The following is a 14,436-nucleotide window of genomic DNA, read 5'->3' on the forward strand; positions in this document are numbered from 1 at the left end:
GGTGGCTCTTTCGTCAGGTGAGGAGGAGACAGGCGTCCCACGTGGTCGTGGTGGTGGTGGTGACGAGGTCGGCTCCTGCCTTCCCGTCGAGGAGTCCATCGGGCTCGTTGGTGGTGGGGGTGGTCTGCCGATGGAGATCCTTGACGAGATTGAGGGGTATGGGGGTGAGGGCGTCGGAAGCGATGCGGCGGGCGGTGGCCAGGAGTCCGGCGGTGCCGTGGCACAGGCTTCGGTCGGTGAGCCGCCGGCGCTGTTGGGGGTCGGTGACGCAGGTGGTGAATGCGGTCTCGGCGAGGTGCTGGCTGGTGGTGTCGTGTAGGGCTTGTGCGGTGAGTTGCTGTGCGCGGGCGATGCCGGGGGTGCCGTAGCACCAGGACGGTCGCAGCGGGGTTTGTTGGGCCGGTGTTCCGCGGTGTAGGTCGGTGAGGGTGATGGTTTGCGGCCACCAGATCGTGCCGTCGGTGTGCTGCTGCCAGGTGTCCAGCCATCGGCTGATGCGGTTGATCGCCGTGATGTGGCCGGCGACGGTGATGCCGTCGCGGAGGGTGAGGGCGAACAGTGCCAGTGGGCCGGTGATGCCGTGGGCCAGGCCGAAGTTCGCGTGACCGCCGGGGGGCGGTGGCTGGCGGCGTTCGGGCCCGTTCCAGCACCACCAGCCGGGCAGTTCGTCGCACGGTTCGGTGAGCCGGACAAGGTAGTCCAGGACCTGGCGCAGCAGGTCGTGATCGCCGAGCCGGCGCAGAACGACGCCGAGCCCGGTCAGTCCGCGGATGAGGTCGTACTCGGCGTAGTGCGGCTGCTCGTGGCGGTCGATGCGGCGGTGGGCAGTGTCGAGTCGTCGTCGGGCCACCGTGGCGGTGCCGTCGGCGGTGACCGCTCGTGCCTGGGCGAGCCCCGGATGGTCGGTGATGGCGAGGACGAAGGCGAGGGCGGGAGCGCCGTAGAAGAGGCTGGCTCCGTCGCTGATGCTCACGCCACCGGCGGTGGCGTGGCGCAGTGCCTCGTACGCTGCTGGCCGGTTGCCAGTTTCCAGGTGGAGCAGGGCGATGCCGGCCGCGCCGTCGGCTAGGGACTGTCCCGTGGTCACGGCTTGAGCCCGGCGAGGGTGGTGAGGGCGATGGTGCGGGCCATCCGCAGGCAGTGCCGTTCGGAGGCGGGGTCGACGCCGATCATGCGGGCGTGGTGCAAGTGCAGCAGGTCACCCAGCACGTCGTCGGGGTCGAGCCCGTCATCGGCGACCATGGAGCGGTAGGCGGCCAGCGCTGCGGCGAGTCGCTCGTCATGCGCTGGGTGTCGGGCATGTTCGAGCTGTGCGGGGTCGAGGCGGGGGCCGGTCTGGTGAGGGACGTGGGTGGCGAGCCAGCGCGGCCCGTCGCCGGTGAAGCCGTCGGCGATGGCGATCATCCCGGCGGCGGTGGCTGCCTCTCGGTCGCCGGTGAGTCGGTGCAGGGCGGCGCGGGAGTCGGCGGCGAACACCCGCTCGGCGGCGGCGAGGGTCGCCGCAGCGCCGTGGCGGGTTTCGGGGCGGTACGGGTGCAGGCTGTAATTGTGGACGACGGCGTCGTCGTGCAGGTGCTGCACCCAGCGGGCGAGGTGGCGGGTGGTGTCGGCGAACCGGTCGGTGTCCGGAAGCGGGATGCGTAGCCGCAGGTGCGGCTCGGGGTGGGGATACCTCAGGAACCACCAGCCGGCTGGGAGGTGCCCGGCGGGGCGGCGGGCGAGGTCGGTCAAGATGTCATCGAGCCGACCGTGGAGGTGTGCCTCGATCCACCGTGACTGCCCTGGCCAGTGCTGAACAGTGGTGGCGGTTCGGGCTGGTCGGGCTGGTGGAGCGGCTGGTGCGGGGTGGGTGAGGGTGAGCAGGAGTTCGGCGGGGCGGTCGTCGATCCAGCCCGCTGGCCCTGGAGCCTCGGTGATCACGGTGCGGGGATGCCGGTCGAGGTGGTCGCGTAGAACCGCCAGGTGGGCGGGGGTGTCTAGGTCAAGACGTAGGCGTATGTCGTCATCGCCGACCAGGACCTGCTCCGGGATGTGCCGTTGGAGGCGGTGTCGTCGCCAGGCGTCACACCACTGCGCCCATGCTGTCCCCTGACCGGGAAGCGCGGTGTGGTCGACGATCCAGCGGGCGGAATGCACGATGGTACGTCCCCGTCGCAGGCGGGGTAGGAACGGTAGGCCCCTGGCGTGTCCCCAGTCGAACCGGCTGCACGGTGTCGTCCACGCGGTCCAGATCTCGGCCAGGAACCGCATCAGCGGCTGCTGCAGCGTGGGCAGCAGCACGCTGTTGAACAGCAGCGGCTCGACAGGCTGACCGGTGGTCAGCGATACCAGCCACAGCCGGCGTCCGTCGCCGACCACCGCCAGGTCCTCGATCGTGTACGGCGGTGCCGGGTGGAAGTCGCCTACAGGGAGGACGGGCAGCAGCTCAGGCGTCCGGGCTACTGCTCTGAGGCGGGGGTCAAGGGGTGGTCCGGACAGCTGCAGCGGGGCCGCGCCGGGCAGGGCGGTCGGCAGATTTCGGTAAACCTGCTGGAAGCCGGCGAGTTCGGCGGGGGTGAGCAGGTGCAGGAACCGGGCCGCGGCGACCCCGGCGTGGCGGGACCCGCTGAGGACCGTCAGGGTGAACGCGCCGCGGTCCAGATTGCGCGGGGTGTCGGCGGAGAGGGCGATCCGCAGTTCGGTGTGCGGGATCGGTGGCCGGTCGTCACTCCCGCGGAGCCGGTCGATCAGCGCGTCGTCGAGCACCACCTCGGCGCAGGCGTCGAGTGCGGCCTGCTGCGCGAGCTGTCCGAGCAGCCGGTCGCGGGCGGTGAACAGCGCTGGGGCGCGGCGAGTGGATCCCCGGTAGCCGGCCGGAAAGCCCAGCACGTTCAGCACCTCACGGATCGGAACAGCCGCTCCTGGACCCCATCGCTCGATGAACGTGCTGTGGTACTCGGCCCATCCGGGGTTAGGTGGTGGCGCTACCGCCAGGAGGGTCGACGCGGCCCGCTCCGCCTCGTGCAGGACCGGCGGGGGCAGGGTCACGGCGATGTCGGCACGTAGATCGACGGCCGTCCGGCTGCCCGGCTCCGGAAGGACGCAGTGGCGGGCGACCTGAGCGGCCGGGTCGGTGGCGGTCATGGGCGGGTGGAGAGCCGACAGCAGGACCCCGGTCTGAACCAGGTCGGCCAGCAGCCGCTCGGCATCGGCGATGCTAGCGGGTACAGCGATCGTCTCGGCGAGGTCGGCGAACCTGACCGGGGACCGCGCCGCCTGGATCGCGGCTCGGATTGGGCTGGTCAGGCGGACCTCGACGTCCCACCGCCGATCGGCGCTGGCGTGGGCACAGGGCAGCACCCACCTGTCGCCGCGCCGGTATCCCAACGAGTTCGTCACGACGGGGACGGTGCGCAGGATGGCCAGGTCCTGTTCGGCCCGCGCGGTATGCTCGGCGATGAACTGGCCGTCGGGGCGGGCGACCGCGCGATGGGCCGTGCCCAGGCGGACCGCCGCGCGAGCGCCGAACTGGACCAGGGCGATACCGGCGAACGTGCCGAACGGGGTCGCTCGGGTGGTCCAGCGCAGCAGGTACCGGACCGCTGACTGCACCAGGCGCCGCAGCCGCTGCGGTGGCATGGGTTCCCCGCTCAGAGCGCGTTGAATCTGGTCGGCCAGCTGCGGTGCCGCGCCGGTAACGGCTGCCGCGAATCCAGGCAGCGTCCACGTCTTGTCCAGCCACTCGCGCCACTGATCCGTATGACCGTGGGCCATGTCTGGCCAGGGCGGCAGAACGAGGCCCTTGGGGTAGGCGGCGATTCTGATCAGCGCCGCACCAGCTGCGGGAACCATGATGCACCACCGAATCGACGGGCCCGGCGCGCTCGACGCCGGGCCCGATCGTGAGAGGAACGGATGGGTCAGTTGCCGCCGTCGCACCTAGTCGTGCAGGCATTGGAGCCGGTGTTGCCGGAGCCGCACCCGTCGTCGGTAGCGGTGGCGTAGCCGCCCGCGGTGGGACCGGCGTCGACCAGGCTGACGTCCAGGGCGAACTCCGAGGTGTCGTTGTCGTTCACGTGCGTTCCCTTCTATGCAGGGGTGAAGGTGAGGACGAAGCGGCTGTGCCGCTTGTTCAACACCGTCCCGGCCGGCAGGTCGCCGTCGGGAGTACCAGCGGGCAGGACGTGCAGCACCGGCGAAGGCCTGCCCGAATCCAGCCACGCGCGCACTTTCCCGACCATCCGACCGGCCGCCGACGCGGCGTCGGGCCCATGTGCACAGGCGCCGAGGTCAAACATGTCGTAGTCGTTCCAGCGCAGCGTCGAGCGGTAGCAGAACGCGCCGCTGTCGAGAGCGGCCGGTGTGCCGAAGCGCCACGCCGGGTCGACGACGCCGGCATCCACGGCCTCCTGCTGGGCCGTGAGAACAACGAACTGCTGTCCCGCATCGGTGATACGGGTCGCCAGCCACAGGTCGAGGTCAGCCAGGACGGTACGAGGCGGCAGGCTCACCCCGGCCCATGCCTGCGTCTGCGGCTGCGCCAACAGCTCACCAACAGCGTGACGATCGACCTGCTGGTCCTCGTCCAGCCGCAGGTGCACCCCGTCAGCGATGTCGACGTACCGCACCTGATGTGCCCCGGCGCCCTGCATCGACACGAACCCGCACAACCGCTGACTGTGGCTGACCAGCCGATCGCCAGTCCGACGCATCGCCCACGAGCGGGTCATCCCGAACGTCCGCAGCGGCACGACGAGCGTTCCGTTCTCGGCGAGCTGCGCGGTCCAGGCCGGTGAGATGTCCCAGGCGCCAACCGTGACGATGATCAAGTCGTATGGACGGCCCGCGTTGACCGGTTGCTCGGCATCCGCGCACACCACGACCACGTCGTCGTAACCCGCCACGGTGAGGCAGGCGGTGGCCCGGTCAGTTACCTCACGATCGATGTCTACGGTCGTGACCGAGCCCTCGAGGCCGACCAGCTCGCGCAGCAGCGCGGCGTTGTACCCGCCGGAACCAATCTCCAGGACGTGCCGACCAGCCAACCCACCGTCGACGGCGTCGGCGGCCTGACCGAGCATCTCCGCGATGAGCCACGGCGCCGACACCGAACTGACCGCCTCGTCGCCGATCCGCTTGGTCACCACTGCCTGGTCGGCCCGGTACGCCTCCGCAAGCCCGGCATCCGGAGTGAACAGATGACGTGGCACGGACCGTAGCGCCGCCTCCACCTCGGGCCGCATGACCAGCCCTTTCCCCATGTGATCAGCGACGAGCTGATCGACCATTGCGGCGTGGAGGTCCTCGCCGCTCGCCGTGTCGACACTCATTCGGGTACTCTCCCTTTCCATCAGGACCTCCCGATTGGGTGGCCCGCCGTACCGCTCTTCTCGGGCTCGGGCTCGGGCTCAACAGAGCGTTGCGGATCCGACGAGCAGCCAACGGCATGTCTCCACAATCGCCCGGCGAGTCGGTGGAGTGAATGCCGAGCATGCGGACGAAGCGGCTGTCCGCATGTGCGCCATCGGTGAGCGTCTCCCGTACATACGCATCTCGGTGTTCGTGGTTGCGCCGCGCCGAACACCGAGTGACCCTATGTGCGCGATAGTCACGCTGATCATCGCCATAGTGGTGCGAACAGTCACGAGGAGGCGGTGCTATGGGCCAGACCCCGCGGATGCTCCAGCCGTCCCTGTCCGAGCGCCACTTCTTCGGTGCGGAGCTGCGTCGGCTGCGGGAGCGGGCCAACCTCTCCCAGGCGCGACTCGGCACGGTGATCCGCTTCAGCGCCGACCTGGTGCGTCGGATCGAGACAGCGGACCGTTTCCCATCCCGGGAATTCGTCGAGGCCTGCGACAGGGCGTTGGAAGCCGGAGGGGCCTTGACCCGCCTGCTACCTCTTCTCGAGGAAAGTCGCAACAGCGAGAACATGCGGGCAACTTCCCCGAGCGGTTCTGGCAACCCAGACACCCTGCTGCCCACCCAATTGAAGGAGAAGCCCGGGGTGGCGGGCATGGTCGTCCGTGTTCCCTTCCAACCCGGTGTCCTCGGTCGCGCCGCCCTTGACTGGCTGAACGATGCGGCGGATCCCCGGCCGCCCGTGGTCGGACGACCCGGCTCGCCTGACCAGGTTGACGAAGAGGATCTTCATGCGGCGGAGACCGCTTTGGCGATGTTCCGGCAGTTGGACCACACTCACGGTGCCGGACGAGTCCACGCCCAGGTGCAACGGTACGTCGAAGGCGAACTGAACCGGCTGTTGGCGAAAACTCCCACCTCTGAAGCTGTCGGCCGCCACCTCTACACGCTCGCGGCGGGATACTTCGAGCTCTGCGGGTACCAGGCGGTCGACACCGGCGCCCACGGCCTCGCCCAGCGCCGCTACCTTCGCGCTCTACGTCTGACAGAAGCCGCCGACGACCGCCTGTACGGCAGCTACCTACTAGCCGTGAACATCGGCCACCTCGCGCTGCACTGCGGGCACCCCGAGCCGGCACGCAGGATGGCGCTGACGGCGGTGAGAGGAAGCGAGACCCAGGCGACGCCCGCTGTGACAGCCGCGCTGCACGCGGTGGTGGCACGCACACATGCCCGCCTTGGACGCGAAGACGACTGCCTGACCCACCTCAACATCGCGGAGAGGCAACTAGCCCGCAGCAAGCCCGACGACGAACCGGCGTGGATCCGATATTTCGACGCAGCCTACCTCGCCGACGAGATCGCCCACTGCTTCCACGACCTGGGCCGACCGCAGCACACCCAACGGCACCTGGGTAACGCCCTCAGCGCCCTGAGCCCCACCCATGTCCGGAGACTCGCCATTGACACCGCGCTCCTGGCCTCGTCGTTGGCCGCCGCTGGCCGCATCGACGAAGCCTGCGCCACCGCACGCGAGGCAGTCGACCACGCCGCACGAACCACCTCACACCGCTGCCTGCAGCGCATCGTCGAGGTACAGGCCGACCTCGAGCCCTACCGGTGCGAGCCGGAGGTCCGCGAGTTCAACGAGTATGTGCGTCACCGACTACCGCTGGCCTCTGTGTAACCCCGTTGATGGTTGGCGGCATCCGCCATCACCGAGCGGTAGTGAGCCAGCTCCGCCTCCAGCGCCGCGCCCGCTCGGTGGGACGACGCCACGTAGTGGCCGACATCAGCAAGAAGCAACACCTCGGGCACCATACCGAGAGACGTCAACTCCTCGGCAAGGTCGCGGACATTCTCGATTACGGCCACCTCGTCGGCGGTGCCATGAATGAGCAGCACCGGCCGTTGGACAGCGGCGGCACGGACCCGGCCGGCACCACCTCGCAGCCGCATCGCGTGCGCCCGCTGGAATCGGGGCACCGTCTGCGCCCACCGGTCAGGATCCACGATCGCCGATACGGCCGTGGCAGCGGCGAACGGGCCGCTTTGGGCCACCGCGTGCAACGCGGTATAGCCGCCGGCACTGGCACCTCGGATGAACACCTGCCCCGGCGCCGCTCGCCCCGTCGACAACAGGTGACCCGCCACCTCGGCGCAGTCACCTACATCGTCCAGACCCCACCGGCCGTACAGCGATTCCCGGAACACCCGGCCGTACCCGGTGCTACCAAGGTAGTCGACATCAACGACGGCGAACCCGCGACTGGTGAAGAACTGCGCCTGCCAATCCAGTCGCAGTAGGCAAGATGCGGTAGGCCCAGGATGCGCCCGAACGACCACCGGCGCCTGCCAGGCTGCCGCCGCTCCCGTCGGCGGATAAACCAGGGCGAGCACCTCCCGACCATTGGCCACCCGAACGCGCAGCTCCGCCGGCGTCGAAACGCCCGCCCCGTCGAGTCCGGCGTGCTCCGGCCTGGCAAGCACCTCTACCTCAGGGTCGGCGCCCGCCAGGTCCACGAGCGCGACCTGCGGGGCCGCGGTCGGCGACGATCCGATCAACGCTACCGTCGTCCCTCGAACGGCCAGGTATGGCTTGATCGACGTGTACGGAAGGTCGACCGGGCGGACGATGCCGTCGGCCTCGACGACGACAAGGCGGTGCTGCGGCCCCTCCTGCACCGCCATGACGATCCGACCGTCGTCGAGGAAGCCATACGACGCGTAACCCAGTTCCCACGGCTCCGCGGCGCACTCACCCGCGATTGGCGCCACCGCCTCCACCCGGTGGCCGTCCCACCGGTAGAGGTTCCACCAGCCACTGCGGTCCGACACGAAGTACAACGCCCCGTCGGGTCCCCACTGCGGCTCCACCGCAGACTCCTCCGGACCGCCGGCCAGTCTCACTGCGCCGTAGACCTGACCACGCGGCGAGTAGGACGCCACCCATATTTCGCACGCGTCCCACGGCATGTCGCGCTCACTCCACTCGGCCCAGGCCAAGCGACCCGGACCTGGCCGAGGCGCACCGAGAAACCCCGGGGACGAGACGAGAGTTCGCACCTTCGGAGCCGCGGTGAGCGATACCGCGACGAGTTCGTCACCCTGCTCCGACTCCCGCACGGCCAGCAACTCGCCGTCGCCGACCGTCAGGTCTCCGAAGGATCCATGAGTAACCAATTCGAGTTGATTGTTGCGGCGACGGCTCCGGTAGAGGCCATCTCCGCCGACGCACCACAACGTCCCCTCCATGAGAGCAAACGATCCGCCCCCGTACGCGTGAACGCTGCTGGCGACATCAAAGCCCTTCGGACTTACATCTCGCATGCCCTCGCCGGGCCGCCACTGTGTCACCGTCGTACCCCCGCCAGCGTCGGGGCGAGTCTCCAGCCAAAACAGGCCGTCATCACCGGTACGCAGTTGGTCGTAGCTCACCGAGGCGCGGACGGCGTCGTCCACCGACACTTCAGCGACCCTGTCGCCCAGCCTCACGAATCCTCCTCGAACAACTTCCGGCGGGCCGGACGACGGCGGGCTCGTCAACCGTCGGCGGGACACCGGCGCGGCCACCTGCAGGGGCTAATCCTTGGGCCGGTGTGAGTGTCTAGACGTGGCCGACTCTACGTCCGAGCGCCTTGTCCTGCCCCCAGATCACCCCACAAATTGCCTCCGCCCGATCAATCCCGCGGCCATGCCGATGCGGACAACAGCTCTCGTCCAGCATCATTTTTGATCATGTTTTGGCGCTCGGCAGGAGGCCGTAATGGTCGGCGAAGGAGCGGACAAGTTCTTCAAGAACGGCTTTGCCCTTGGCGGCAGTGGCGTGGGACGGCAGACCGATGACGCCGCTGCTGGTGTAGCCACTCATGCCCCGCGTGAGGAGGTGACGTCGGTCGTCCGCTAGGTGGTCGGCATGCTGGAAGCCATCACGAACCACCTCGGGCGCAACGTGCAGAAGCAGCGAAACCTCGAGCTCACCAGCATGCATGTCCTGGTGAGCTGTGCTGTGCAGGCCGGCGGCAACTCGCGCGTCGTCCCAGTCGGCCCGAGCGGGAAACAGGGTCATCCTCGGTCCAGCGACATTGGCTTCCTGAACGACGTTGGCAAGCGCGTAGTTCCCTCCATGGCCGTTGATCACAGCGAGCTGATCGATGCCCGATTCCTGCAGGGAGCCGGCGATATCAACGACCATGGCGGCGAGGGTGGTGGCGCTGATACTGACCGTTCCACGCCACCCCGCGTGCTCATGGGAACAGGAGATCGTCACCGGCGGCAACAGAAAGAGGCCGTAGCGCTCGGCGACGGCCTTCGCGATCGCGCATGCCACGATAGTGTCCGTCAGCAGCGGCAGGTAAGCGCCGTGCTGCTCGAAACTCCCGACTGGGAGGACCGCGACGGACGCCCCTCGCTCGGACTCGTCGGTGCTCGTCGCCGTGGTGATCAGATCCACGGTCTAATGGTTACATGCTTCGAGGGTCGCTTGCCGATAGGCGAGCACGAAGGCCGCCGCCTCTGGAACGGCTTGCTGCTGTCGAAGGGCCACCGCCGTCGGGTTCAACCAGCGCAAAGCCCGCGCGGAAGAGGTGCCTGTGGCCAACGCCAGGGCGTTGGCGGCCTCGGTCGCCGCGCGCTCGACATCGCCAATGCTGACGTAGGCGCTGGACAGGGCCGACCCCCAAAGGGCCTCGTCGACGCGCCACTGAGCTGGCCAATGGCGCAGGAGCTGCTCATAGAGATTGGCTGCAGCCGCCGGTTGACCGAGGAGAAGACGGCATTGCGCTTCGTGAGCAGCCACGTACACCGGATCGCAGTGGACGCCTACATCGATCGGCAGCTCCGAGCCCCAGTCGTCGCTGCCGGCGACCCTGTGCGCCTTGTCGATGCTGGCTGCGCAGGCGTTCTGATCACCTCCCATCGCGTAGGCCTGGGCCTGGCGGATCAGGAGTAGTGCGCGGATACGGCCGGGTAACCGAACCTCCTCCAGCGCCCGCTGCGCCAAGGCGATGGCATTACGCGGGTCGAAGCGCTCAAGGGCGCGTTGGCTCTGCCTCATCAGGACGTAGCTTGTCAGCGTCGGCGCGTTAGCTTCGACGGCGTGCTGCTGCGCGCGTCGCAACCAGGCGTCAGCCTCGGCGGCGTCACTCTGCTCGTCGATCCAGCTGAGGAACTCCGCCCACAGTGCCTGCGCGATGAGTACGTCTCGGCGGTCGGCTGAACGGCTCCGCCGCCCGATGGCGGCGGCGGCGCTGATCTGTGCATGGGCGGTGGACGCCATCCCGGCGTATCCGGTGCGGTTTCCGGCAATGGCCAGACCGGCGAGCTGCTCGTGCCACGAACGGAGCAGGTCGGGCTTGTCGGGATGATCGATGGAGGCCCGGAGTTGGCCCTCCGCGCCGTCGACCAAGCGGTAGCCGACGCTGGTGAGACGACGCTCACTCTCGAGGGCTGACAGGAAGCGGGCCAGCTCGCCATCTGTCTGCAGTGCGCCCTCACACGACTCCACGAAGCGGGCGGACGGCCAACGTTCGGCCTTCTCCACTTTGCCGATGAGGTCCCCACTGACGTGCACCAGCCTGCCTAGAGCACGCTGGGACAGCCCGCGGCGCTCGCGCCACTGCCGAAGGGCGGCACCGAATCCATGCAGCGCCGATCGATGCGGGGTCAGCCGTCGTGGAGTTTGTGCCACCGGTACTCCTGGGTGCTGTGTGTCCGTCACTGCCGCATCCGGAAGGGTCTGACCATACGTGGTCGAACGCTACGCGGACAGTTGCATGCGGACAACAACGTGTGTCCGCATCAACGCTATCGACTCATCTGTCTCGGTGAGCAAATCTCGTTGCTGAGGCACCCATCGGCTTGCTGCTCGAAATCATTAGCAGCGGTTTAGGCGCGACTAATTAGTTGCCTTCGCTGACGATTTAGCTGCCAGGCGCGAGGTTGGCCAGGGCGCAAATATTTGAGGAGTGTGATGAGTTCCCAGAATGACCTATCCCGATATGGGTATCGACAGGATCTGAGCCGCCAGCTTCGGTTCCGGGACTTGGTCGCGTACGGGTTGGTGTACATGGTGCCGATCGCGCCGATGGCGATCTTCGGCAGCGTGTACGCCGGCTCCGGCGGGATGGTGGCTCTGGCGTACGCGGTGGGTGTGGTGGCGTTGGTGTTCACCGCGTTCTCGTACGCGCAGATGGTGAAGGCGTTCCCGATGTCGGGCAGCGTCTACAACTACGCCGGGCGGGGTATCAGCGCGCCGGTCGGTTTCCTGGCAGGCTGGGTGATCCTGCTGGACTACGTCCTCGTGCCGGGTCTGCTGTATCTGGTGGCGTCGGTGGCGATGCACGCGACAGTGCCGGCGGTGCCGGTGTGGTTGTGGCTGCTCGGGTTCGTCGGGGTCAACACGGTCGTCAACTCGGTTGGCATCCGGATGACGGCGATGGTGACCCGGGTGATGCTGGTCGGTGAGTTGATCGTCCTGGCGGTTTTCCTCGCTGTCGCCGGTTGGGCTCTTGCTTCGGGTAGGGGCCGGTTCAGTTGGGACGCTTTCTACAACCCCGACACGTTCACCTGGTCCCTGGTGGCGGGTGCGGTGTCGATCGCGGTGCTGTCCTTCCTCGGCTTCGACGGGATCAGCATGTTGGCCGAGGAGACCAAGGGCGGTTCCCGGCAGATCGGCCGGGCGATGGCCGCTGTGCTCGTCCTGGCCGGGGTGCTGTTTATCGCTCAGACGTGGCTGGCAGCGATGCTCGTTCCGAACCCCGGTGCCCTTCTCGCGGAGGGCGACATGAATGGCACCGCCTTTTACGACGCCGCGGCCGTGGCCGGTGGGGGTTGGTTGGCGACGGTGTGTGCGGTGGCGACGGCGATCGCGTGGGGTCTGCCGAACTCGATGGTCGCCCAGGTCGCCACGTCCCGGCTGCTGTACGCGATGGCCCGGGACCGGCAACTGCCCGCGTTTCTGGCGAAGGTGTCGATCCGCCGGAACGTGCCGATCAACGCGACCCTGCTCACCGGCGCGGTGTCCCTGGTGCTCGGCCTGTACATGGCGACCCGCGCGGATGGGATCACGGTGCTGTCGTCGCTGATCAATTTCGGGGCGATGGTCGCCTTCCTTGTCCTGCACGTCTCCGTGGTCGTGCACCACCTCATTTGCCAGGGCAGTGGCAACTGGTGGGCGCACCTGGTCATGCCCGGGATCGGGTTCGCGATCCTCGCCTACGTGGTGGTCAACGCCAACATCGCCGCGCAGCGCCTCGGCCTGGCCTGGCTCGCCCTCGGCATGGTCGTTCTCGCCGGCCTCTACCTGACCGGCCGCCGGCCCGCGCTGTCAGGTCTGGCGCCCGCACAGCCGCAGGCCCGCCACGTGGAACGGGTGTGACCGCCATGGACACGATCACCCACCGTCCCGCCCGCGACGAGTTGGCCTACACCTTCGGCGGGCGGATGCCGGTGGCCCACGTCCGCTCCGGCGACATCCTCGAAGTGTTCACCGAGGATTGCTTCGGCGGTCTCGTGCGCGGTCCGGCGGACCTGCCGTCGCAGGTGTGCCGGATGCCGTACCTGAATCCGGTGTCCGGGCCGTTCTTCGTCGAGGACGCCGAACCCGGTGACACCCTCGCGGTCCATTTCGCCTCGATCGTCCCCGCCCGGGGCTGGGGTGTGTCATCGACGTTCCCGCACTTCGGGGCGCTGACCTCCACCGCCCATACCGCGACGCTGCAAGAGCCGCTGCAGGAGCGGGTGTGGGTGTACGACATCGACCGGCACGCCGGCACGATCGGCTTCCACGCCACGGCCAGCGACCACTGTGTGAAGCTGCCACTGGACCCGATGATCGGCACGATCGGGGTCGCTCCTGGCGGGTCCGAGGCCCGTTCCACGATCGTCCCCGATGCCCATGGCGGGAACCTGGACACCCCGGAGTTGCGCGCCGGGGCCACCCTCTACCTGGGGGTGAATGTGCACGGGGCGATGCTCGCCCTGGGCGACGGGCACGCCCGCCAGGGCGAGGGTGAGGCCTGCGGGGTCGGGGTGGAGATCGCGACGACCACCACGCTGGTCATCGAGGTCATCAAGGGCACCCGGACGGTGTGGCCCCGACTGGAGACCGACACGTCGATCATGTCAGTCGGCTGCGCCCGACCGCTGGAGGACGCCTACCGGATCGCCCACCGCGACCTGGTCAGCTGGACCAGCACGCTCACCGGTTTGGAAGAGCTCGACGCCTACCAACTGATCTCGCAGGCCGGCAGGGCACCGATCGGCAACGTGTGCGACCCGAACTACACGGTCCTCGCCGCCGTCGAAAAGGCGCTGCTTCCGCACCCAAGCGCCGCCTACACGGGGGTGCACGCCCGGCTGCGCCAGCATGCGGCCGGGCTGCGGTAGGAGCTGCCGAGATGACCGCGTCGATGCCTCAGCTGCCGTTGCGGGACGAGTTGTTCCTGCTCGGTCACAACGACGACACCGGCCAACCCCACATCCACCGCCAGGCCCTCTCCCTCGGCATGGCCGGCGCGGTCCTGACCGACCTCTTCCTGGCCGGGCGAATCGCGCTCGACGGCCCGAACGACGACGCCTGTTCGGCCGGCGACCGGCGGATCCGGCTCCGCCTCGACCGGCCCATCGGTGACCTGGTCGCCGACACCGCTATCGCCTCGGTCCGCTACGCCAACCCCGCCCCGACACTGCGGGGCTGGCTGACATGGTTCGCCGAGGACCTGTACGAACGCACCCGCGCCGGCCTGCACGCCGGCGGGATCCTGCACCACACCAGCCGCCGCCGGCTCGGCGGGCTCGCCCGCACCGACGTCTACCTCGCCACCGACACCAAATGGGCGGTCGTGGCCCGATCCAGGCTGCGGTATCTCGCCGCCGGCCGGGAGCCGCCGGACAACCACACCGCCGCCCTCGCCGGCCTCGTCGCCGTCCTCGGCCTCGCCACCCACCTCTACCTCGACGACACCAACACTCTCACCGCCCAGCTGCGGGCGATCGCCGAGCAGCACTACCGGCCCGTACGCGACATCACCGCCGCGGTCGACGCCGCAGTCGGTGACCTCGCCACCGCCGCATACCGCTGACCCCTGCCACAGACCT

The 14,436-nt window shown here is 68.6% G+C and carries 11 protein-coding genes; 4 read left to right on the forward strand and 7 right to left on the reverse strand.

Features of this window, described 5'->3' with window-relative positions; all coding sequences use genetic code 11:
* Positions 1-13: 13 nt before the first annotated feature.
* From ACQP03_RS23310 to fxlM, 4 genes are all read right to left on the reverse strand, one after another.
* A complete protein-coding gene (locus ACQP03_RS23310) occupies positions 14-1,087 on the reverse strand; it encodes a lanthionine synthetase C family protein (RefSeq protein ID WP_433458472.1) in 1,074 nt (357 codons plus the stop codon).
* A complete protein-coding gene (locus ACQP03_RS23315; RefSeq protein ID WP_433458474.1) occupies positions 1,084-3,831 on the reverse strand; it encodes a lantibiotic dehydratase in 2,748 nt (915 codons plus the stop codon). The genes ACQP03_RS23310 and ACQP03_RS23315 overlap by 4 nt, the downstream gene beginning before the upstream one ends.
* Positions 3,832-3,899: 68 nt before the next feature.
* The gene (fxlA, locus tag ACQP03_RS23320; protein ID WP_433458476.1) at positions 3,900-4,055 is read right to left on the reverse strand and encodes an FxLD family lanthipeptide; all 156 of its coding nucleotides are present in this window, start codon (positions 4,053-4,055) and stop codon (positions 3,900-3,902) included.
* A gap of 12 nt (positions 4,056-4,067) precedes the next feature.
* The gene (gene fxlM / locus ACQP03_RS23325; protein WP_433458478.1) at positions 4,068-5,309 is read right to left on the reverse strand and encodes a methyltransferase, FxLD system; all 1,242 of its coding nucleotides are present in this window, start codon (positions 5,307-5,309) and stop codon (positions 4,068-4,070) included.
* A 329-nt stretch (positions 5,310-5,638) separates the two neighbouring features.
* Between fxlM and ACQP03_RS23330 the strand changes: the two genes are divergently transcribed.
* Entirely contained in the window at positions 5,639-7,024 is a 1,386-nt protein-coding gene (locus ACQP03_RS23330) for a helix-turn-helix domain-containing protein (RefSeq protein WP_433458480.1), read from the forward strand.
* Here the strand turns inward: ACQP03_RS23330 and ACQP03_RS23335 are convergent.
* The 3 genes from ACQP03_RS23335 to ACQP03_RS23345 all read right to left on the reverse strand — a co-directional run bounded on the left by ACQP03_RS23335 (position 6,997) and on the right by ACQP03_RS23345 (position 11,026).
* On the reverse strand, positions 6,997-8,184 hold the full coding sequence (locus ACQP03_RS23335; protein WP_433461204.1) for an alpha/beta hydrolase family protein: 1,188 nt from the start codon (positions 8,182-8,184) through the stop codon (positions 6,997-6,999). The genes ACQP03_RS23330 and ACQP03_RS23335 overlap by 28 nt on opposite strands.
* Before the next feature lie 889 nt (positions 8,185-9,073).
* Positions 9,074-9,790: a creatininase family protein gene (locus tag ACQP03_RS23340; RefSeq protein WP_433458482.1), complete on the reverse strand. Its 717-nt coding sequence runs from the start codon at positions 9,788-9,790 to the stop codon at positions 9,074-9,076.
* A 3-nt stretch (positions 9,791-9,793) separates the two neighbouring features.
* Positions 9,794-11,026, reverse strand: coding sequence for a helix-turn-helix domain-containing protein (locus ACQP03_RS23345; protein ID WP_433458484.1), 1,233 nt, complete (start codon positions 11,024-11,026; stop codon positions 9,794-9,796).
* Between the two features lie 282 nt (positions 11,027-11,308).
* Between ACQP03_RS23345 and ACQP03_RS23350 the strand changes: the two genes are divergently transcribed.
* Genes ACQP03_RS23350 through ACQP03_RS23360 form a run of 3 tightly spaced genes read left to right on the forward strand, consistent with a single transcriptional unit; the run spans position 11,309 to position 14,420 of the window.
* Positions 11,309-12,715: an APC family permease gene (locus ACQP03_RS23350; RefSeq protein WP_433458486.1), complete on the forward strand. Its 1,407-nt coding sequence runs from the start codon at positions 11,309-11,311 to the stop codon at positions 12,713-12,715.
* Positions 12,712-13,725 (forward strand): acetamidase/formamidase family protein, encoded by a 1,014-nt coding sequence (locus tag ACQP03_RS23355; protein ID WP_433458488.1) that lies wholly within the window; start codon positions 12,712-12,714, stop codon positions 13,723-13,725. Before ACQP03_RS23350 ends, ACQP03_RS23355 begins: the two co-directional genes overlap by 4 nt.
* An 11-nt stretch (positions 13,726-13,736) precedes the next feature.
* Positions 13,737-14,420, forward strand: a complete 684-nt coding sequence (locus ACQP03_RS23360; protein ID WP_433458490.1) for a GOLPH3/VPS74 family protein — start codon at positions 13,737-13,739, stop codon at positions 14,418-14,420.
* The last annotated feature ends 16 nt before the right edge of the window (positions 14,421-14,436 follow it).

Origin of the sequence: Micromonospora sp. CA-248212, from assembly GCF_050948405.1 — a bacterium.
In the GTDB taxonomy this organism is placed as follows: Bacteria; Actinomycetota; Actinomycetes; order Mycobacteriales; family Micromonosporaceae; genus Micromonospora.